This is a genomic window from Acinetobacter sp. AL9 (assembly GCF_041464035.1).
Lineage (GTDB): Bacteria > Pseudomonadota > Gammaproteobacteria > Pseudomonadales > Moraxellaceae > Acinetobacter > Acinetobacter towneri.
Window position 1 is genome coordinate 1 of record NZ_JAYFSK010000033.1, and the last position, 21,455, is coordinate 21,455.

A 21,455-nucleotide genomic window follows, 5' to 3' on the forward strand; every position below is an offset into this window, starting at 1 on the left:
CCATCTTTATTTTCAGGGGATACAAAATAAGCAAGGTCTTGCTCTACTTTCTTTAAGCTTTCAGTCAAGTATTTCATTGCAAGTTTTTTTAAAATTTAATACCTAAATTGTATATGTTTGACTATATCTGTCAAAATAATTATTTGCTATAAATCACTCTTTACGGATGACATCAAGAATTCGGGCTGCGAGGTAGGAATCAATCGTGTTCCCGCTTAAGTCGATTAAGCTTCCATCAATCACAGGATCTACTGAGAGGAGAGGACTTTTGCTTAGAGTACCATCTGCATTTTTTAGTGGTCGACTTGCTTGAGTAAGATAATCAACCAATATGTTTGCATTAATGCGTATATCAAATTGACTTAGATCAAGAATGGGTGTGGCTTTAAGATCGCGCTCAAGGTTGTCAGCATTCAAAAACAATTTAGATAAACGGCTATCTAAACCATTAATCATCGTACTTTTGCCCGATCCATTTGGACCCGCAAACATTCTGATTCGAGGTGTTTTTGGCAACATAAATTATTCTGCAGTAGCCTCTATGTTACGTTTTCTAATTTTAAAGGTTCTGCGACCATTAAACTGGCGGGCTAGATCAGGGTTCCGACCAGATAACTGTTTGATTAAAACTGGTTTGCCATTCGGGGTTTTGCTGACTAAGGCATCATTTTCCACATAAAGTACTCGATCACTGTGAGCTACTGCAATGAAGCGTTCACGCAAAACGTCAGCTGCAGCTGTAGCGATTTCACTTTCATTGGTTCGGTTTCTAGTTGACATATCTAAAACCTCTAGGTGATTAAGTTTCATGGTTAGCGCGTCAATTCTTGGATTAAGAATAAATTGCTCTATTTAATCAATATATGCGTATTTTGATTAAATTCCAAGAACAGTATGAAGCTAGTAAGTATTATATTTTTGCATTTCTGATGCTATCAGAATACCACATCAACCGTTTTTTAGCATTGTGTCGCATGTAACTTGAAATGCAGATATTTTATTGCTTTTGATATTGAGCTAAAACATCAGTTTCCAGCGCTGAAAACTTTAGAGCCTACTTAAAAGGACGTCCTTCGCCTTGTTCTTCATAAGTCACACCATCTCGAATGTGGTACAAGCGTTTAAAGGTAGGGATGATTTTATCGTCATGTGTGACTACAATAATTGCAGTTTGAAATTTTTCTGCCATTTCGTGTAATAAGCGAATCACGGTCATCGCGCGTACACTATCCAATGGTGCAGTGGGTTCATCGGCTAAAATCACAGGCGGTTGATTAATCAAACCACGTGCAATGGCGACACGCTGTTGTTCACCACCAGACAATTGCCCAGGCATGGCATGTACCCGATGCTGCACATCGAGCGCCGTTAAAATTTCCAATGCGCGGGCGCGGGCAATGTCATTGGCTACGCCTGCTAACATCGGCAGCAGCGCTACATTATCCAAAACATTTAAAAAAGGAATTAAGTACGGGGTTTGGAACATAAAACCAATTTTATCGCGGCGTAAGGCACTTAAGTCTTTGACTAACCAACGTTGATCAAAAATCACCTCATCGCCCAAAGTCATGCGTCCTTCGGTAGGATCAATCACGGCACCTAAACATTTGAGCAAGGTGCTTTTACCCGAACCTGAGGGGCCAATCAGCCCAACCACTTCACCGGGTGCAACCTGCATTTTGACATCTTTTAAGGCATAAAAGGCATTGTCACCTTGTCCAAAACGCTTTTTTAAACCTTCAATTAAAATGCCGTGTGTCATGTTATCCCCCAATTGCTTCGGCAGGGTCAATGCGCAGTGCCATCCGAATTGCAACCAAACTGGCTAACATGCAAATCAGCATCACCGCAATAAATCCAAAAATAGAATCTTGCGGAACCAATAAGACATATTTCGGGAAATATGGTGCGGCAAAGGTTGAACTGATTTTACCAACAGCAAACCCAATTAATCCAAGCGCGAGTGCTTGTTGCAAGATCATCCAAGCGATTGTGCGATTGCGTGTGCCAATTAATTTTAAGACCGCAATTTCACGAATTTTGTCCATAGTCAGGGTATAAATAATAAATGCCACAATCGCGGCGCTGACCAAGGCCAAAATCACCAAAAACATGGCAATTTGTTTGGCGGATGTGGCAATCATTTTGCTGATTAAAATGTGTTCCATCTGCGGGCGGGTATAGACTGTTAGTTGTTGCCAACGCTGAATATGTGCTGCTGTTTCTTCAGCTGAAGCACCTGCATTTAAACGGACTAAAATAGCATTCACATAACGGTTGCTACTTTGTGCATTGAGTACGCTTTCAAGCAAGTCAGGATAAGCAGGGCGGTTATAAATTGGGTTTACTGCAATTCGTCTACGGTCTTGTAAAATGGCAGCATTGTCCTTTTGGAATTGCGCCTGTTGTGCATCTTTCAGCGGAATAAAAATCATCGGGTCACCACCCGAAGACACCATGCGTCGGGTTAAACCCACCACGGTAAAGGTGTTACGACGGATTTTAATACGATCACCCAACTTTAATCCCGTACTCATGTCGGCTACGGCTTCATAGTGCCCGCGGGTCAATTGACGTCCTGCCAATAAATGTGGCGGCCACCCCAAGTTATTCCACGCATGTTCACCTGTTTGAATCCCGACCACCATCGAGCGAATATCTTTATCTTGATGATGCACTTGCATGGTTAAATAAGTAATATTTGAAGCATGCGCCACCCCGGGCATATTCATCACGCTGCGATATAAATCATCACGCACACTTGAAGGTTCTGCATAAGGGCCAAGTGTATCTTGCTGCACTACCCATAGGTCAGCACCACTGTTATTCAGCAGGGCTTTGGCATCATCTACCATGCCGCGATACACGCCAGCCATAATTAAGGTCACACCAATCAGCAAGCCGAGTCCAAAGCCAGTAAATACAAATTTACCCCATGAATGGAAAATATCACGACCTGCCAGACTAATCATTTAGCTGCTCCTGCAAGTTGCTTGACAACCCGTAAACGGTTTTTGGCATGTAGGGGTTTTTCACTATACAGCACCACTTGATCATTTTCGGATAAGCCTGCGAGCACTTGCACATCGCCCGCTAAATTTGAACGTCCTAATTGAACTTCAACAAATTGCGGCTTTTCGGCCACAACTTTCCACACGCCTACTTGGTTATTGATACGGTGAACTGCCGCATTGGGAATGGTTAAGCTGCGTGCCAATGGTGCGAGGCTGATGGTGACTTCTGCTAACTCACCCAAAGGCGGAAGAGGCGTTGGAGGTTGATTAAAAACCACTTTAGCTAAAATTTCTTCGGTAATGGCATCGGCACGAGGTTCTACCCATAACACATGACCTGCCAAAGCATTATTTTGCCGTGAACGTAAATGAATTTGAGCTGGTAAGTCAGCAGCTAAACCAATCGCACTGGATTGATCGAAACGGGCATTCATCCAAATGGAGTTAGGATCGACAATTTCTAGTACGGTTTGACCTGCTACCACCGTTGAACCCGGTTCTGCATAACGTGCAGTGACGACACCTGCAGCTGTGGCCACTAAATTTAAATTATCACGCTGTGCTTGTAAGGTATTCAGGTCTGCACGTGCTTTATTGAGTTCTTGTTGCATCGCGCTGAGTGCCGCCGTTGCCAAATCGAGCTCTTGTTGTTTAATGGCTAAAGATTCTTGGCTGGTGGCATTGATTTTAGCTAGTTGTTGATAACGATTGACTTGTTGCTGCGCAAAATTTTGACGGATTTGAGTGTCTTGTTGCTGAGCGGTAATTTTTTGGATTATCGCACGTTGAGCCAATAAACGATCTTCTAGATCGACAGGATCCATTTCGCCTAACAGTTGTTCTGCTTGTACGTTATCGCCAATATCTACTTTTAAGTTTTTTAAGCGACCTGCTGCAGTTGGGCCAATTTTATAATTATAACGCGCTTCAACGGTTGCTACGCCAAACAGGCTAGGTTGAATGGATTGATATTTGACTTGCGTGAGGGTGACGTTGACAGGGGCAAATGGGCCTGTGCGTAAGACCACGTAAATTAACAATAAAACCAGAGCTACAATGACCACAATCACGGAAATAGTTCGCTTGCCTAAGGGAAATACCTGCATGTGTACTCCGCATAATTTTTTATCAATTAAGGATAATATAATCTATTTTGTTGTTGTGCGGGGGAGTTATTCGGTTTGGGGAGTGAAAGCGAAAAATGTTTGGAGATGAATAAACCACCCAATAAAAAGGCTCAAACCACTAAAAGTGAATTTGAACCTAGATCGCTTAATAGAAAGCTATCCTGATCATTTTTCGTGAAGTTTTAACTCAACTTGATAGTCGTCTTGGGTGACTTTAATTTTATGGTCTTTATATTTGCGTTTACTTGGCGAGAGTGCAGAGCTAGTCACTTCCTTATGGAACTCACTATCCGACATGAAGAAATAATAGGCTTTATAGCCCAATAATATTTTCTCAATTTTATTGCCTTTAGTCTGAGCATCACTGATCAATGAATTTAGATACTTTAAGCTGATGTTTGCTGACATTCCTGAACCTTAAAATATAAAGTTGAAATTTCTAAGAATTTATAAGCAACAAACATTACAAATTTATGACAAGGGTTGTTTGAGAGATGTACTTCGCTTCAGGTCATTATAGATCTAAAAGTTGTGGGTCAAATTGACGCAATTTTGACCCAATTTATTCAAATTTGGGTCAATTTGTTCTGGATAGCATTGGACGCAAAACCCATAGAAAAAGCCTTAAACACTGATGTTTAAGGCTTTTTTAGTCATATTTAGTTATGTAACTTCATATGAATTTAAGAATTTGGTGGAGGTGGCGGGAGTTGAACCCGCGTCCGCCAACACTACACTCGAGAATACTACATGCTTAGATATCGTCTATTGTTTTAACACTCTAAGACCCGACGAACAGGGTTTAAAGTGCGATCCTCTAAGTTTGGTATAAAGTCCCGAGGCTCAACTCTATACGGACTTGTGTGCGTGCGCTTCAGTCGGGTTCACTGACCACAAGTATTCAGTGAAGCGGACAAGCGGCCCTTAGGCAGCTAGAGCGTAAGATTCGTCGTTTGCGACTATTTTAATGCAAATTTGATTTACGAGAGAAAATGCGCTCTCGGCATGCATCTATGAGCTTCATCATCAGCGTCGAAGCCAATAACACCCCCATATCACAGCGCAATCATAGCATAGCTGGCAAAAATTACGATGTATTTTCTGCACAATTACACATTTCGATGCGCTTAGTTACATAATTGCGCTAATATTTTATTTTTCAAGTCAAACACAATAAAAAATATGAGTTATTTACTGGCACTCGATCAAGGCACAACTTCTAGTCGCGCCATCATCTTCAATGAACACGGACAAGTTCAGGCAACGGCACAACGAGAAACCCATATTCAGACCCCACATTCAGGTTGGGTGGAACAAGATGCCCAAGAAATCTGGTCAAATCAAATTGCGGTGGTGCAACAAGCCTTGGCGACTGCAGGTATTTTGGCTAAAGACATTTGTGCGATTGGCGTGACCAATCAACGTGAAACGACTGTAGTGTGGGATAAACGCACAGGCAAACCACTGGCACCTGCCATAATTTGGCAAGATCGTCGTGCGGCTGATTGGTGTCATCAGTTGATTCAAAATAACCAGATGCAATTGATTCAGGAAAAAACAGGTCTGCGTATCGATCCGTATTTTAGTGCAGGCAAACTGGTGTGGTTGCTTGAGCATGTCGATGGGTTAAAAGCATTGGCACAACAGGGGCACGTGGCTTTTGGCACCATCGACAGTTGGTTAATTTGGAATTTGACCCAAGGCGCAGAGCATGTCATTGAAGCGAGTAATGCTTCAAGAACGATGTTGATGAATTTACATCGCCAAACTTGGGATGAAGAATTACTGGAATTATTTCAAATTCCCGCATCGGTCTTACCCAAAATTATTGCATCCGACAGCTATATTGCAGATACCGCAACGGGTTTATTGGGCGCGAATATCCCAATTACAGGTATTTTAGGCGATCAGCAGGCGGCGTTGTTTGGGCAATCGTGCTTTGAAGTTGGAACAGCAAAAAACACCTATGGTACAGGCTGTTTTATGTTGTTTAATACAGGCAATCAGGTGCAATTTAGCCAAAATAAGTTACTTACCACTTTGGCGTGGCAATGTCAAAATCAAACCCATTTTGCCCTTGAAGGCAGTGTTTTTATGGCAGGCGCGGTGGTGCAATGGCTGCGCGATGGTTTGGGTATTATCCAAAAAAGCAGCGATGTGGAACAACTTGCCAATAGTGTAACTTCTAGCGATGGTGTAGTGCTAGTTCCTGCATTTACAGGGCTTGGTGCGCCACATTGGGACAGTGAAGCGCGAGCGCTTTTATGTGGAATGTCACGTGGCACCAACAAGGCACATATTGCCCGTGCTGCCTTGGAATCCATTGCATTTCAGGTGTCGGATGTACTCACTGCGATGCAATCCGATTTAGATCATCCACTGAAAGAGCTTCGAGTCGATGGTGGTGCTAGTCAAAATGATATGTTGATGCAATTCCAAGCCGATATTTTAAATGTGCCTGTGTTACGTCCTAAAATGTTGGAATCAACCGCTTGGGGAGCAGCAGCTATGGCAGGTTTAAAGGCGGGTGTATTTTCTGACTTATCTGAAATTTCAGCATCTTGGCAGTTAGATCGGGTATTTGAACCCCAAATGAATGAAGCAGAGCGTGCAGAACATTTAGCGCGTTGGCAACAAGCCTTAAAACGTGCTAAGTCAGACTTATAATCAGCGCTATTTCTAAAATAACGCTAAGTTGAAATAAATCTTTAAACCACAAGCCTCATCAGCAAAACTTTTGAGGCTTGTAGCTGTTTTTTCGTTACTTTGATCTTTTAGATTACGCCTTACATTGCCTCACGTTGAGCTTCATCTTCTAGATAACTTTCCAAAGAATCATCTAGTGCATAAAGCCATGGTGTGTGATGCGGTTTAGCCATTTTTCCTGTCATCACTGAGCGATAAACTTTATCTCTAAAGCCCATAATATTTTCTTTTTTATGCTTTTTCCATTGCATGAAAATATCGTGTACTGCATCAATATTGAAAGATGGATAGTCGGTCTGCGCAATCAGGCGTTTGATGTAATCCCCTTGAAAACGTGCAGATTGTTCATCGCTCATTAAGCGTTGTTCTTTTTCATGCAAGGTTTGGGTATGGCTTTGCATTTCGTCTATGCTTGGCAACGCAATTTTGCCCAAAATCACATCACGGACAAACCATGCCTGCGCATCGAACATATTGAAGGTGTACCATTGATCTTGCATACCCAAATAGAACAAACGTGGATTCTTTTCCCAAACCACACCTTGATATAAACCTAGTGGATAAAGGCAGTTATGCGTTCTGAGGCGCAAGCCATCTTCAATAAACGGGAAGTGGTGTAAATAGCCCGTACATAAAATAATGGCATCAATTTTGGCCGATGTTCCATCACCAAAATAAGCAGTATTTTCATCTACACGCAGTAATTGTGGTTTTTCAGACCAGTTTTTGGGCCACTTAAAGCCCATGGCTTTACTGCGATAGCAACTGTAAATTTGTTTGGCGCCGTATTTATAACATTGCGAACCAATGTCTTCGGCAGAGTAGCTGCTGCCCACCAACAGCACTGATTTACCTTTAAATTCCAGTGCATCACGGAAATCATGCGCGTGTAAAATACGACCATGGAATTGATCAAAGCCTTCATAAACAGGGACACGCGGGGTAGAAAAGTGCCCAGAGGCCACCACAACATAATCAAACTGTTCTGAATAATGACGTTGCTGTGCGTAATCTTCGACATCAACCGTAAATTTTTGCGTCGCATCATCATAATGAATATGCTGAACGGCGGTATTAAAGCGGACTAAGTCTTTCACCTGTGCTTTTTCTGCACGACCTTGAATATAATCCCACAACACTGCGCGTGGCGGATAAGACGCGATTGGTTTTTTGAAGTGTTCATCAAAAGTATAATCGGCAAATTCTAGCGCTTCTTTAGGGCCATTTGACCATAAATAACGGTACATACTGCCGTGGACAGGTTCGCCATGTTCATCTATACCTGTGCGCCAAGTATAGTTCCAGAGTCCACCCCAATCATTTTGTTTTTCGAAACATACAATTTCAGGAACTTGTAGACCTTTGGCCTTTGCTGACTGAAACGCTCTTAATTGGGCCATGCCGCTTGGGCCAGCGCCAATAATTGCAATTCGATCCATTGCTATCTCCATTAGTTTTTGAGTTCTTAATTACTTCTCCAATTTTGAGTGACACAATTCAGGATTTTAAATATCCGCATTATAAAAATAAGCAAATACAATCCTAAATTTAGAGATCAAGTAGATCTTGTCAAAATAGGATGTGAATTAAAAAAATAGAAAAAATAAAACACACTAAAGACAGTAAAAATTGCTTAAGCAACTCATCTTTATAAAAAAATGTGTTTTACAAGAAGCATGATCTTATCATAATTTTTGATTAATTTTGGTTTTGCTTAGTTGTAAAAGTGAATTTAAAGTCATTGCTGTTGTTGTTTTGGTTTGATCAATTGGTATATTTTATTGATTTTTATAGAGAAAATAAGATGAAAATTTAAAGCTAATTTTTATCTCATTTTGCCCAATATAAAGGTGATTTTGATGAGATTGTTGCAAAATCTACAATGATATACAGAGGATTGAAAACTGAATCTTAGGCAACATTTTCAGAGAGCCATACCCGAAGTGGACTTCTGAAAAATTAAAAGGATGCTGTGATTGATAGGTGTAATGAAAGTTTAGTTTTTATAAGCCATGAAAGCAGTAGCGTATTTATCAAGCTTTATCTAATGATTGAATGTGCTTTGCGTACATTCAATCATTAAAGTTTGTGGCGACTCAGTAATTAAAGTTTACGCCACACCTTATTTTCATCTTCTAAAGAGACAGTAAAGTTAAATTCGTTGTCTACGGTAACCAAGTAGGAGTTAGGATTAACCAATAAAACTTTTAAAATTGTACCTTGCTCGAATTCAATTGGTGCGCAGTTTTCTTTACGTAGAACAATAGGTTCAAGTAGCTCAATAGCAATGTTTTCTGTTGGAGATTCCATACCGCACCCTAAATGAGTTATTTTTAATCAACTGTATTATATAGTAAATTGATGAATAATCTACACAAAATCGTAAATTTGTGTCGGGTTTAAATATTTTGTACTTGAATTGTTGGTCAAAAAATCGCAATAAATTTGCCCAATACTTCATAATTTGACATTTTAAAAATATAAGAAATTGAAATTTGATGTAATTTCTTAGATGAATGGCAAATGAACAGCGCAGTAAAATATAGCCGATTGATGAAATTTACAGTTTTCAGTATAAAAATAAAATTATTGCTGAAAAAACAGCGTATAAAGTATAAAAGTTAAAGTATCCATTCACGCTTTTTTAAGTGGTGAAGGCACTGGGTTTTACATTCCAAATTAAAAAATAAAGGCTTTTTGTCTGCATGTTTAAGTCATTTTTTCCAAATCCAAAGTGGTTTTTTATTTCATTGCTTGTTTGGTTCGCGATCAATCTGGCTTTATGGTACTCGGGCGGTAGCGCATGGGGTAGTTGGATTGGCTTCCCGCAAGGCTATGCCGAAGCAACATTACCCATCGATGTCAGCCGTTTTTGGTCACCTGCATTTTTATGGTTTTATCTGTGGTTTTTTGTGGCAACGACGCTGTTTGCCATTTTCTGGAAACTTAAAGAAAATCACCCATGGCAGCGCTGGTCGGTATGGGGATCGGCATTCATCCTGTTTAATATTTGGTTTGGGGTACAAGTCAATGTTGTGGTGAATGCCTGGTACAACCCATTTTATGACCTGATTCAAAAAATGCTCAGTAGTGGCGGTGGAGATGTCAATGAACTCTATGCAGGTGTGCTGACCTTTTTATACATCGCCATGGTGGCAGTGACCTTAATGGTTTTGAATTTATTTTTTGTTAGTCACTATGTTTTTCGTTGGCGTACGGCAATGAATAATTATTACACCGCACATTGGGAAAAACTCAGACATATTGAAGGGGCTTCACAGCGTATTCAAGAAGATACCATGCGCTTTGCCAGAACCATGGAAACTTTAGGGGTAAATTTAGTCGAAGCCCTAATGACTTTGTTGGCATTTTTACCTGTGCTGTTTAGTTTGTCTGTGCATGTCAAAGCCCTGCCTATAGTGGGGGAAATTTCGTATGCCTTAGTTTGGGCTGCAGTGGGTTGGGCAGTATTTGGTACAGTGGTGTTAATTGTGGTGGGTGCGAAGTTACCAGGTCTGGAATTTAAGAACCAAAAAGTTGAGGCGGCTTATCGTAAAGAATTGGTTTATGGTGAAGATCACGCTGAACGTGCTGATCCGCTGAGTTTAAAAGAACTGTTTAGCAAAGTGCGTTTGAACTATTTCCGTTTATATTTCCACTATGCCTATTTTAACTTGGTACGCATTTGGTACATGCAATTGGACAATATTTATGGTTTATTTGTGTTGTTCCCAAGTATTGCCGCAGGGGCTATTACATTGGGTTTGATGATGCAAATTGCCAACGTATTTGGCAAAGTCCGTGAATCTTTTCAGTATCTGATTGCATCTTGGCCAACCATTATTGAGCTCTTGTCTATCTATAAGCGTTTAAAAGCATTTGAATCGACATTGGATCACTAGTTGTGGTGGCGACATCCATGATTTGTTGTGGATGTCGCGTTCACATGTTCAGAGCCATGATTGCTAAATATAAATAGATCTGAACAGTTGTATAAAAAATAATATGAGTGTTAGTATTCAAAATCATAAAAAACTGTGATGAATTGGATTGTTTTATAAAAATATCAAACGCGATTCAAATAAAGCGATGATTATTTAACTATAAAATCAAGGTGTTAGATTTGTTATTTTCCGCTAATTCATATATTTTCATTCCTATAAAAACAATTGAGAATTGAAACGTGACCTGCAAAAAAATACTTTTGATGGGGGGGGTGGGCAGCCTATTATTTGGTTGTGCAACAGTCGATCAATATAGCCCAAATTCGGTGAAGCATTTTGCATCTGCACAAGAACTGATTGTTCAAAAAAACTTAAATCAGCCCAGTGGTGCCGCTAAAGAATATGTCTATTATTGGGGGCCACAGCGCAAAGATCAGCCTGCTGAATCTATGATTCCACGTAAATATATGGGCAGCTATTGTCAGTCACAACATGGACGCTTAACGCTGGCCTATAAAAGCTCAATGAGTTTAGTCAAAAATGCATGGTCTAAAAAACTACTCAATACTTATCGAGATGTAAAACAGGGGATTGGGGCATACCGCTGTGTAGGTAATCAGGGCGAAAGTTGGATTGTATCTATTGAACCTGTGGCAGAGCGCCAGTTGGAACAGCGTGGTGAAGCGCGAGTAGTGAGTTTGGTCACTAAAATAATGTCTGAAGATGAAGCACGACGTTTTTACCGCGCGGTTTCTACACCTGCAAAGGCTGCACCTAAAGCAGCTCAAAGTAATCCAAAAACAACAAATGCAACCAAAGTTGCTGAAATGAAAGAAAAACCTGAAGAGAAAAAAGAGCCTGTAGTTGCGCCAGTAAAAACAGCTCCACCACGCGTGGTTGAGACACCACAACAGCAACAGACACGTTTATATGTGGCGGCACGTCGTGATTTAAACAGTGGGCGTAATCAAATTAATGCCTGTAATAATGCGCAACGTGCTTATAACTATGGCAAATTACAGGGCGCAGAGGGTACGCGTATTTATACAGAATCTGGCATGTTGGTGGCACGTTGTTTAACCAGTGTGTCGAGTTATCGCAGTCGTTTTCCAAATTCAGATGCACAGGCAAAACGTATTTTGCAGAATTTAGCCAATAATTATAATCATGCAGGGGCTAAGAATATGTTGAGAGGAATGAAGTGAGGTGATTGCCTCACATTAAATTTTTATTTGTGCACTTGCTAAGTAATGCTTATTAGCAAGTAGAGATTAAAAGTACATTAAGTATTGCACACGTCCTAAGCTGCAAGTAAGTTTGCTAACTAGGTGTACTTATAAATCGCCTTTGCTATTAAAAAAACTCTTATTGTATGAATAAAAAGGGTTATCCACCGATTTTATTATAACTAAGTTCAATATAAGACCGTATTGCATTTAATTCTTCAATTGTGCAAATTGTAAATTCAACATCGCCAACTCCATGATGCCCAATATTGGAAACATCACGGTAATTTGATGTATTTGTAGGTATATCTTCAGGCTTTAATTTTAAATAAATTTTTAAGTTTTTTGCTCGGACTTCTACAGTTAGGATATTTTGAGTGCTTTTATAAGCAATATAATATTTTTTAGGAATTTCCTCGATAGATTCATCAATTTGCATCATAAGCTCCTGTAAAGCTTCGATCAGATCAATGATTTCTTTAGGCTTATTTGCTAAGTGGTCATCTATTGAATATTGTCCAATACTTCTGGTAATTGCAGCTTTTTTTCCTGCAGCAACCATCACAGGATTTTTTGTAGGCTGATCGGTTGAATGTGTTAAAGCGTGAGCATTTGATGTGGCTGTATGAAATACTTCTTCGAGATATAGGCTTTGGTTAGAAAATAGCTGGTAACGCCATAGTTCAATATTTGCACCTATCACTTGTACTGCATGTAAATCATACTTTTTATAGTTTGGTGCAATACAAATAACGCGAATATCAGACCAATCTATCTCAATGTTTTGCCCTAAAACTTTTTTAGCTGCGACTTCAAAATCACCTTTGTGGTCTTGAATCCAATGTAGATAAAATAAACTTTGAGTAATGAGTTCGGATGACTCTACTTTTTTATATTCAATAATGACTGGGTTGTTGTCTTCAGATAATGCGAGTGTATCAATGCGCCCTGCATGTATTGCACCAGTTGAAAACTCACTAGCAATAAACTTGCAATTAAAAACAGGGATTAAATTCTTTTCAATTAAATTTTGCAGATCTTTTTCTAATAAGAAGTTGGTTTTTTCTACAACTTGTAATTGTTGTTGATCTTTAATTTCAAATATTGGCATGTTAAGTCATTCTATGATTTAAAAGTATATTGTGATAAACCCCACACGAAGTGAGGTTTATCTCATAAAAACAAAGAATTAGTCAATTAATCAACCAATCAATTTCTTCATCAATTCATTCACTTGCGCAGGGTTCGCTTTACCTTTCGCTGCTTTCATCACTTGACCAACAAGACCGTTAAAGGCTTTCTCTTTACCAGATTTATACTCTTCAACCATTTTTTCGTTGGCAGCGAGAACTTCCTTAATAATTGCTTCAATCGCGCCTGTATCAGTTTCCTGTTTCAAGCCTTTTTCAGCAATAATTTCGTCCGCAGATTTGCCTTCGTCCCACATAAAGCCGAACACTTGCTTCGCGATCTTACCGTTAATCGTGTTGTCCACAATACGTGCGATCATACCGCCAAGTTTTTCCGCAGATACAGGAGAATCCGCCAAATCTAAGCCTGCTTTGTTTAAAGCACCTGAGAATTCGCCCATTACCCAGTTTGCAGCAATCTTACCTTGTGCCGCACCACCAGCCGCAGCAACTACAGCTTCGTAAAATTCTGACATTTCACGAGTCAATGTGAGCACGTGAGCATCGTACTCAGTTACACCAAAGTCCGCCACGAAACGTGCACGACGTGCAGCAGGAAGCTCAGGCATAGTCGCTTTAATGGCTTCAATTTGCGCATCTGGAATAACCACAGGCAACAAATCTGGATCAGGGAAGTAGCGGTAATCGTTCGCTTCTTCCTTCGAACGCATTGAACGCGTTTCCATCTTCACAGGGTCAAACAAACGTGTTTCCTGATCAATCGTACCATCCCATTCCAAGATTTCCATTTGACGTTCAATTTCAACATTGATCGCTTGTTCAATAAAGCGGAATGAGTTCAGGTTTTTAAGTTCACAACGTGTACCGAAGGGTTGACCCGGACGACGTAACGACACGTTACAGTCCGCACGGAACGAACCTTCAGCCATGTTGCCGTCAGAAATACCTAACCAACGAACCAGTGTGTGAATCGCTTTAATGTAAGCAACCGCTTCTTCAACCGAACGCATATCGGGTTCAGATACGATTTCCAATAAAGGTGTGCCTGCACGGTTTAAGTCAATACCTGACATGCCTTCAAATTGGTCGTGAATCGATTTACCTGCATCTTCCTCAAGGTGTGCACGGGTTACGCCAATGCGTTTGGTTGTGCCATCTTCAAGTTGGATGTCGATATGACCCAAACCGACAATGGGGTTGTCCATCTGGCTAATTTGGTAGCCTTTAGGGGAGTCAGGGTAGAAGTAGTTTTTACGTGCAAATACAGAGGCTTGGTCGATGTAGGCATCAATACCCAAGCCAAAACGGATTGCCAAATCCACCACTTCTTTATTCAACACAGGCAAGACGCCCGGCATAGCTAAATCAACAAGGCTGGCTTGCGTATTTGGGTCTTGACCAAATTCGGTTGATGAACCTGAGAAAATTTTAGAATGGGTTGCAAGCTGAGTGTGAATCTCAATACCAATCACGACTTCCCAACCATCAATCAGGTTTGATTTTGGTTTAGCAGTATTCTTCGCCATTATGCGTTCTCCTCAGCAATTGCAGCGCGTTGAGTATGCCAATTGGTCGCTTGTTGATACTGATGTACCACAGATAGCAGTTGTGATTCAGACCAGTAGTTGCCAATCAGTTGTAAACCAACAGGCAAGTTGTCTTGGTCAAAACCAACAGGCGCACTAATTGCAGGTAAGCCCGCCAAGTTCACCGCGATGGTGTAAATATCGCCCAAATACATTTCAACAGGGTCTAAAGACGCGCCAATTTTATATGCAGTGGTTGGTGCAGTCGGTGCAGCAATTACATCTACCTGTTCAAAGGCTTTTAAGAAGTCTTGCTGAATTAAACGACGTACTTTTTGCGCTTTCACGTAGTAGGCATCGTAATAACCTGCAGAAAGGGCATAAGTACCAATCAAGATACGACGTTGTACTTCTGCACCAAAACCTTCAGAACGTGAGCGTTTGTAAAGGTCTAAAATATCTTGCGGATTTTCTGCACGGTAGCCATAACGCACACCATCGTAACGTGAAAGGTTAGATGATGCTTCTGCAGGAGCAATCAGGTAGTAAGTCGGGACATAGCTTTCAGTCATGTTGAGGTCAATTTCAACAAGAACTGCGCCCAATTCTTCTAATTTTTTCAGTGATTCTTCAACACGTGCTTTAACTGCGGCATCTAAACCAGCCACATTGAAGTATTGTTTTGGAATACCAATACGTAAGCCTTTAAGTGCTGTCGCATTGAGGTTCGCTACATAATCTTCAACCGCTTTATCCATAGAGGTTGAGTCTTTGGCATCGTGACCTGCCATCACATTCATTAAGTAAGCACAGTCTTCTGCAGAGCGCGCCATCGGGCCTGCCTGATCTAAAGAAGATGCATAAGCAATGATGCCGTAACGTGAAACACGTCCATAGGTTGGTTTAAGACCAGTTAAACCACAGAATGATGCAGGCTGACGAATTGAACCGCCAGTGTCTGTACCCGTAGCAAAAGGAGCAAGGTCAGCCGCTACAACGGCTGCCGAACCACCCGATGAACCACCTGGTACGTGATCTAGCGCCCATGGGTTTTTGGTTGCGCCGTAGAATGAACTTTCAGAGGTTGAACCCATTGCGAATTCGTCCATGTTCACTTTACCTAAAGTGACCAAACCTGCTGTTTTACCTTGTGCAACCACGGTTGCATCATAAGGTGAAATAAAGTTATCCAGCATTTTTGAACCCGCAGAGGTTTTAATGCCTTGAGTACAAAAAATATCTTTGTGCGCAACAGGCACGCCTGTTAAAGCTGTTGCTTGACCTGCCTGACGTAAGGCATCGGCAGCATCTGCCTGAGCCAATGCAACTTCATTGGTCACAGTCACATAAGAGCGTACTTGAGGATCAATTTTTGCAATACGTTTTAAATAATGTTCAGTCAGTTCGCGAGAGGAGAATTTGGCTGCCGCTAAACCCTCAGAGATTTCACGAATCGATAAGCGATGTAAATCTGTCATGAGAAAAATTCTTTTACCTTTTTATGAAGTCAAAATGTAACAGCCGAATAAATTATTCAATCACTCGTGGAACAAGGTACAAGCCATCCTGAACTGCAGGAGCAACAGCTTGATATTGTTCACGATGATTCTGTTCAGTTACCACGTCTTCACGTAATGGTTGCGGGTGGTCAAATGGACTTTTTAAAGGCTCTACGTCATCAGTATTAATGCCTTTTAAGCTTTCCATCATGCCTAAAATTTTATTTAGACTTTGAGCATATTCAGCCGATTGCGTATCATTGAGTTTAAGACGGGCAAGATTGGCAATTGCTGAAACTGTTTGTGCATTTAAATCTGCAGAATGCTGAGCATCCGAGGTAGACATAACATCACCTAAAATCAGTATTAATAAAAAATTTCAAAATATCGTGCGTTATAATAAGCGATTGACTTGTTCAACGCACCACATTTAGTTAAAGTTGCCAACTTGCGTCCACATAAAGTTTAATCGAGAACGACTCCGTGATTCTAAAACGACTAATTGGCTTGTTTTCGCCAGACCTAGCCATTGATTTAGGTACAGCAAATACACTTATTTATGCGCCAGGACGAGGCATTATATTAAATGAACCGACGGTTGTGGCAATTCGTCACAGCGGTTCACAGAAAATTGTTGCCGCAGTCGGTCTTGATGCCAAACAAATGTTGGGTCGTACCCCTGCAAATATTTCTGCAATTCGCCCTATGAAAGATGGTGTAATCGCTGATTTTGAAGTGACTGAAACCATGCTTAACCAATTTATTGGTAAAGTGCATGAAAAGCGCTTATTCCCACCTGCACCACGTGTAGTGGTGTGTGTGCCATGTAAATCTACCTTGGTAGAACGCCGTGCCATTCGTGAAGCGGTATTCAATGCGGGTGCTCGTGATGTCCGCCTGATTGAAGAACCGATGGCCGCTGCAATTGGTGCGGGTATGCCAGTTGAGCAAGCTTGTGGTTCTATGGTGGTCGATGTTGGCGGTGGTACAACAGAAATCGCCATTATTTCATTACAGGGTTGCGTGTATTCAGATTCATTGCGTATTGGTGGCGATGTGTTTGATGAGCAAATCATTAACTATGTGCGTAAGGCGCATGGCTGTGTGATTGGTGAAACCACAGCAGAAACCATTAAGAAAGAAGTTGGCATGGCATTGCCAGATGAAGGTGCTAAACCACTGGAAATTGAAGTACGTGGTCGTAACTTGGCAGAAGGTGTGCCACGTGCCATTACTGTAACTTCTGATGAAATTACCCAAGCTATTTCTGATCCGTTACAAAGCATTGTATCGGCAGTAAAATCTGCACTGGAACAAACTCCACCAGAACTTTCTTCCGATATTGCAGAGCGTGGAATTGTGCTCACCGGTGGAGGTGCGTTATTGCGTAACCTAGACAAGCTTTTGGCACAAGAAACAGGCTTGCCTGTGGTAGTTGCAGAAGAACCATTAACTTGCGTTAGCCGCGGTGGCGGCAAGGTCTTGGAATTCTTTGATAATCCAAACCACGATATGTTATTTGTTGGCTAATACATAGGATTCGGCGGTGCAAACAAATCTGTTTTCCAGACAACCGCCATCTTTTCGCTCTTTTATAATTGCGGTCATTACTTGCTTGGTCATCCTGTTCTTTAACTGGCGTGTCCCGCATGTAATTCAACCTGCACGTGATGTTTTGTATGCGGCATATAATCCAATTTATGCCTTTGCAAGCTATCCTGTATTGTCGCGAGAATGGCTAAGTCAACAAAGTAAGTCTGAAGCTCAATTGCGTCGTGAAAATACCGCGATGCAGGCAGAGCTATTACAGGCTCAAGTCCGTTTGCAAAAATTGTCTGAACTCTCTGCAGAAAATACTCGCCTGCGCGGTCTACTCGATACGCCTTTAATTATTGATGGACGCATGGAAATTGCCGAAGTGATTGGTACCGATGCCGATCCTTTGCGTCATATTATTGTGATTAACCGTGGTTCACAAAATCAGCTCAAAGTCGGGCAAACCGTTTTGGATGATAAAGGCATTATGGGGCAGATCATTGCGGTGTATCCACACAGTAGCCGTGTCATGTTGCTTTCTGACAAAGAGCACTCGCTTTCAGTGCGTTTGGAACATACAGGCATGCGCGCAATTGTGTCAGGTACGGGCGATTTGGGACGTTTGAAAATGGAATATGTACCGACCAGTGCCAATATTCAGGTTGGAGAAAAAGTCTATAGCTCTGGCTTGGGCGAGCATTTCCCTGCAGGGTATTTGGTTGGAAGCATTGCCAAAATCAGCCGACATAATTCTGGTGAGTTTGCACAAATTGATGTGATGCCTGCAGCACAATTGGCGGGTGGTCATCATGTGGTGGTGCTGTTCTCAGAATCTTTAGCGAAGGAGCAGCCAAATGCCAAACGCTAAAATTGGACAAACCCGACTCGGACAAAACAAGAATAAAGATCCACTATTTCCGATTATTTTTTCTGTAATTGCTGCATCTGTACTCATGGTGTATCCGCTGTCTTATACAGGCTCGGGTTGGCGACCATTGTTTATGTTGATGGTGACCTTGTTTTGGGTGCTTGGGCAACCAACTTGGTGTGGTATTTGGTTTGCCTTTGGTACAGGCTTGTTTGCAGACTTGCTCCTCGATGCACCTTTGGGCATGAATGCCCTAAGTTTTGTGGTGATTACTTTTGTGGCGCGTTTCCTGACTCGTGAGCGCCGTATTATGACGTTTGCGAATTTATGGGTCATTAGTGTAATCGCAATTTTGGCACACCTCGCCCTGATTTGGGTGATGCAAGTCATGGGTGGGATTCAGTTCCCATTTGCCCGTCATTGGCAACCTTTGCTGAGTAGTATTTTGCTCTGGCCTGTGCTGTATTATTTCTTGCGAAAATGGCGCATTTAATTCTTGCCTCAAGTTCACCGCGCCGTCGGGAACTCCTGCAACAGCTTGGGCTGGAATTTGAAATTTACAGTCCAGACATCGATGAATCTATTTTAGCGGGCGAAGATGTTGCCGTGTATGTTGAGCGGTTGGCATGTGCCAAAGCCGATGCGGTTTTACGGCTATTTCCTGATGCTATTGTGATTGCTGCCGATACCAGTCTAGGCGTAGATGGGCAGATTTTGGGCAAGCCAGAATCCAAAGCACATGCCTTTGCCATTTGGTCACAACTTTCTGGTCGAAAACATGATGTTTTTTCAGGGGTTTGTGTGCGTACAAAACAGAAAAAATCCAGTATAGTGGTACGTACACAGGTTGAATTTCAATCGCTTAGCCTAGATGATATGGAAAGCTACTGGGCAACAGGTGAGCCGATTGGAAAAGCGGGTGCTTATGCGATTCAGGGCATCGCAGCACGTTATATTCCGCGTATTGAGGGCAGTTATAGCAATGTTGTCGGCCTGCCACTCTATGAAACCGTACAGTTATTACAGACAGTTAAGGCACTAAATTAACTGCTGCACAAAAATTTTTATAATGTTTTGAGTTTTATTATGTCTGACGAGTTGTTGATTAACGTCACACCGATGGAGTGTCGGGTGGCGTTAATTCAAAACGGCACGGTCAATGAACTATTCGTTGAGCGTACAGCCAAGCGTGGTTTGGTGGGCAATATTTATAAAGGCAAAGTGGTGCGCGTGCTGCCAGGCATGCAAGCCGCTTTTGTCGATATTGGCTTATCGCGTACTGCTTTTTTACATATCAATGACATGATTTGGCCGCGCAGCCAACCTACACCGAATGTCTTTGAATTATTGCAGCCTGGGCAAATTCTGACCGTGCAAGTGATGAAAGATATGCTCGGTACTAAAGGTGCACGACTGAGTACTGATCTTTCCATTCCTTCGCGTTATTTAGTGTTAATGCCGTACGGTAGTCATATTGGCGTATCACAACGTATTGAATCGAGTGAAGAACGTGAGCGTCTACGCGGGATCATTGAAACCATTCAGGCTGAGCATAAACTGCCAGGCTCAGTGATTGTACGCACAGCAGCCGAAGGCGTCGATGAAGCGGCCTTAGTGCAAGATATGTGTTACTTGGCAAAATTGTGGGAATACATTCAGCGTAAACAAAAAAGCATTGCTGTGCCTTCTTTGATTTTTGAAGAGTTGCCGTTACCGCAACGCGTAATTCGTGATTTGGCGAATGATAACACCGCCAAAATTTATGTCGATTCTCGTGAAATTCACGCCAAATTAAAAGAATTTGTGGATGAGTTTGTGCCCAATATGCACAATCGCCTGATTCATTACCCAGGCGAGCGCCCACTGTTCGATTTATACAATGTCGAAGAAGATATTCAAAAAGCGTTGCAAACCCGTGTGGCATTAAAGTCAGGCGGTTATCTGATGATTGATCAGACCGAAGCCATGACCACCATTGATGTGAATACGGGTTCTTATGTCGGTGGTCGGACTTTAGAAGACACTGTTTTTAAAACCAATATGGAAGCCACGCAGGTCATTGCCCGCCAGTTACGTTTGCGTAATTTGGGTGGCATCATCATTATCGACTTCATTGATATGCAAGAAGTACAGCATCGTGATGAAGTCTTGAGTCAGTTTGAGCGTATGCTTGAACGAGATCATGCCAAGACCAAAATTACCCAAGTGTCTGAACTGGGCTTGGTCGAGATGACCCGTAAACGCACCCGTGAATCATTAGAACATTTACTTTGTGAAGCCTGTCCAACTTGTCAGGGGCGGGGATATGTCAAAACAGCAGAGTCAGTGTGTTACGAAATTTTTCGAGAAATTTTAAGATATGCACGCGCATTTGAATCACAACGTGGCTTTACTGTCGTTGCACACCCATCGGTGATTGACCGATTGTTAACTGCCGAAGCGCCAGCAGTGGCGGATTTAGAGCACTTTGTCAGCCGTGTGATTAAATTCCAGGTGGAAAATTTATATACGCAAGAGCAATACGATATCATTCTGAGCTGAAATTGTAACAGGATATCGCTAAACAGTTGTTACATCTGAAATTTTACTTTTTTGAGCGAATTCTCAATACTAAGCATACAGAGTAGCCAAAGCCGAACATCTCCCTCGGTTTAGCAAATGAGGTATGCCATGGGTATGAGTAAAGTTGTGATTCAAAAGAGTTTAAAAGTATTAGATCGTAAAGTGACACATAACGGTTATATTGTGGATGAGCAAGGTAAAGAAACTCAAATTACCACTGCAATGGTTAGCGCAGTTTGTCAGCAATTATTAAAACAGTGTCGTACTATTCAAAAATAAGGGGCAGCAATTGCCCC

20 protein-coding genes, 1 other RNA gene and 1 pseudogene are annotated in these 21,455 nt (G+C 41.6%); 9 read left to right on the forward strand and 13 right to left on the reverse strand.

Annotated elements, in window-relative coordinates; all coding sequences use genetic code 11:
- Positions 1–156 precede the first annotated feature (156 nt).
- The 7 genes and pseudogenes from ACEO2X_RS08755 to ssrA form a co-directional block, all read right to left on the reverse strand.
- Positions 157–492, reverse strand: a pseudogene (locus tag ACEO2X_RS08755) (hypothetical protein); the annotation flags it as partial.
- Between the two features lie 30 nt (positions 493–522).
- On the reverse strand, positions 523–780 hold the full coding sequence (locus tag ACEO2X_RS08760) for a hypothetical protein (protein ID WP_004975373.1): 258 nt from the start codon (positions 778–780) through the stop codon (positions 523–525).
- Positions 781–1,054: 274 nt separating this feature from the next.
- Complete coding sequence (locus ACEO2X_RS08765; RefSeq protein WP_096902281.1) at positions 1,055–1,762, reverse strand: ABC transporter ATP-binding protein; 708 nt, start codon at positions 1,760–1,762, stop codon at positions 1,055–1,057.
- 1 nt (position 1,763) lies between these two features.
- Positions 1,764–2,972: an ABC transporter permease gene (locus ACEO2X_RS08770; RefSeq protein WP_136144179.1), complete on the reverse strand. Its 1,209-nt coding sequence runs from the start codon at positions 2,970–2,972 to the stop codon at positions 1,764–1,766.
- Positions 2,969–4,120 (reverse strand): efflux RND transporter periplasmic adaptor subunit, encoded by a 1,152-nt coding sequence (locus tag ACEO2X_RS08775; protein WP_004975381.1) that lies wholly within the window; start codon positions 4,118–4,120, stop codon positions 2,969–2,971. The genes ACEO2X_RS08770 and ACEO2X_RS08775 overlap by 4 nt, the downstream gene beginning before the upstream one ends.
- A gap of 186 nt (positions 4,121–4,306) precedes the next feature.
- Positions 4,307–4,549 (reverse strand): hypothetical protein, encoded by a 243-nt coding sequence (locus ACEO2X_RS08780; protein WP_225530521.1) that lies wholly within the window; start codon positions 4,547–4,549, stop codon positions 4,307–4,309.
- Positions 4,550–4,833: 284 nt separating this feature from the next.
- Positions 4,834–5,193, reverse strand: a transfer-messenger RNA (tmRNA) gene (gene ssrA / locus ACEO2X_RS08785).
- Positions 5,194–5,323: 130 nt separating this feature from the next.
- On the opposite strand from ssrA, the gene glpK reads away from it, so the two are divergent.
- Complete coding sequence (gene glpK / locus ACEO2X_RS08790) at positions 5,324–6,808, forward strand: glycerol kinase GlpK (RefSeq protein WP_208012248.1); 1,485 nt, start codon at positions 5,324–5,326, stop codon at positions 6,806–6,808.
- A gap of 119 nt (positions 6,809–6,927) precedes the next feature.
- On the opposite strand, the gene ACEO2X_RS08795 is transcribed toward glpK, so the two are convergent.
- On the reverse strand, positions 6,928–8,286 hold the full coding sequence (locus ACEO2X_RS08795) for an NAD(P)-binding domain-containing protein (protein ID WP_104852384.1): 1,359 nt from the start codon (positions 8,284–8,286) through the stop codon (positions 6,928–6,930).
- Between the two features lie 664 nt (positions 8,287–8,950).
- Positions 8,951–9,157, reverse strand: coding sequence for a hypothetical protein (locus ACEO2X_RS08800; RefSeq protein ID WP_180168894.1), 207 nt, complete (start codon positions 9,155–9,157; stop codon positions 8,951–8,953).
- Between the two features lie 395 nt (positions 9,158–9,552).
- Between ACEO2X_RS08800 and sbmA the strand changes: the two genes are divergently transcribed.
- Positions 9,553–10,749 (forward strand): peptide antibiotic transporter SbmA, encoded by a 1,197-nt coding sequence (sbmA, locus tag ACEO2X_RS08805; RefSeq protein ID WP_371971711.1) that lies wholly within the window; start codon positions 9,553–9,555, stop codon positions 10,747–10,749.
- 305 nt (positions 10,750–11,054) lie between these two features.
- Positions 11,055–11,996 (forward strand): hypothetical protein, encoded by a 942-nt coding sequence (locus ACEO2X_RS08810; RefSeq protein WP_371971729.1) that lies wholly within the window; start codon positions 11,055–11,057, stop codon positions 11,994–11,996.
- Between the two features lie 181 nt (positions 11,997–12,177).
- Here the strand turns inward: ACEO2X_RS08810 and ACEO2X_RS08815 are convergent, their stop codons facing one another.
- From ACEO2X_RS08815 to gatC, 4 genes are all read right to left on the reverse strand, one after another.
- Positions 12,178–13,128, reverse strand: coding sequence for a DUF5655 domain-containing protein (locus tag ACEO2X_RS08815; RefSeq protein WP_179989360.1), 951 nt, complete (start codon positions 13,126–13,128; stop codon positions 12,178–12,180).
- A gap of 90 nt (positions 13,129–13,218) precedes the next feature.
- On the reverse strand, positions 13,219–14,694 hold the full coding sequence (gatB, locus tag ACEO2X_RS08820; RefSeq protein ID WP_371971713.1) for an Asp-tRNA(Asn)/Glu-tRNA(Gln) amidotransferase subunit GatB: 1,476 nt from the start codon (positions 14,692–14,694) through the stop codon (positions 13,219–13,221).
- Complete coding sequence (gatA, locus tag ACEO2X_RS08825) at positions 14,694–16,172, reverse strand: Asp-tRNA(Asn)/Glu-tRNA(Gln) amidotransferase subunit GatA (RefSeq protein WP_325781026.1); 1,479 nt, start codon at positions 16,170–16,172, stop codon at positions 14,694–14,696. Before gatA ends, gatB begins: the two co-directional genes overlap by 1 nt.
- Before the next feature lie 52 nt (positions 16,173–16,224).
- Complete coding sequence (gatC, locus tag ACEO2X_RS08830; RefSeq protein WP_168419202.1) at positions 16,225–16,539, reverse strand: Asp-tRNA(Asn)/Glu-tRNA(Gln) amidotransferase subunit GatC; 315 nt, start codon at positions 16,537–16,539, stop codon at positions 16,225–16,227.
- A 137-nt stretch (positions 16,540–16,676) separates the two neighbouring features.
- Here gatC and ACEO2X_RS08835 point away from each other — a divergent pair, with 137 nt between their 5' ends.
- The 6 genes from ACEO2X_RS08835 to ACEO2X_RS08860 all read left to right on the forward strand — a co-directional run bounded on the left by ACEO2X_RS08835 (position 16,677) and on the right by ACEO2X_RS08860 (position 21,438).
- Positions 16,677–17,723, forward strand: coding sequence for a rod shape-determining protein (locus tag ACEO2X_RS08835; protein ID WP_371971715.1), 1,047 nt, complete (start codon positions 16,677–16,679; stop codon positions 17,721–17,723).
- A gap of 16 nt (positions 17,724–17,739) precedes the next feature.
- On the forward strand, positions 17,740–18,597 hold the full coding sequence (gene mreC, locus ACEO2X_RS08840; protein ID WP_371971718.1) for a rod shape-determining protein MreC: 858 nt from the start codon (positions 17,740–17,742) through the stop codon (positions 18,595–18,597).
- Positions 18,584–19,090 (forward strand): rod shape-determining protein MreD, encoded by a 507-nt coding sequence (gene mreD, locus ACEO2X_RS08845; protein ID WP_371971721.1) that lies wholly within the window; start codon positions 18,584–18,586, stop codon positions 19,088–19,090. Before mreC ends, mreD begins: the two co-directional genes overlap by 14 nt.
- A complete protein-coding gene (locus ACEO2X_RS08850) occupies positions 19,078–19,644 on the forward strand; it encodes a Maf-like protein (protein WP_180009277.1) in 567 nt (188 codons plus the stop codon). The genes mreD and ACEO2X_RS08850 overlap by 13 nt, the downstream gene beginning before the upstream one ends.
- 39 nt (positions 19,645–19,683) lie before the next feature.
- Positions 19,684–21,138, forward strand: a complete 1,455-nt coding sequence (gene rng / locus ACEO2X_RS08855) for a ribonuclease G (protein ID WP_104852376.1) — start codon at positions 19,684–19,686, stop codon at positions 21,136–21,138.
- Positions 21,139–21,267: 129 nt separating this feature from the next.
- A complete protein-coding gene (locus ACEO2X_RS08860) occupies positions 21,268–21,438 on the forward strand; it encodes a PA1571 family protein (protein WP_004975418.1) in 171 nt (56 codons plus the stop codon).
- Positions 21,439–21,455 lie beyond the last annotated feature (17 nt).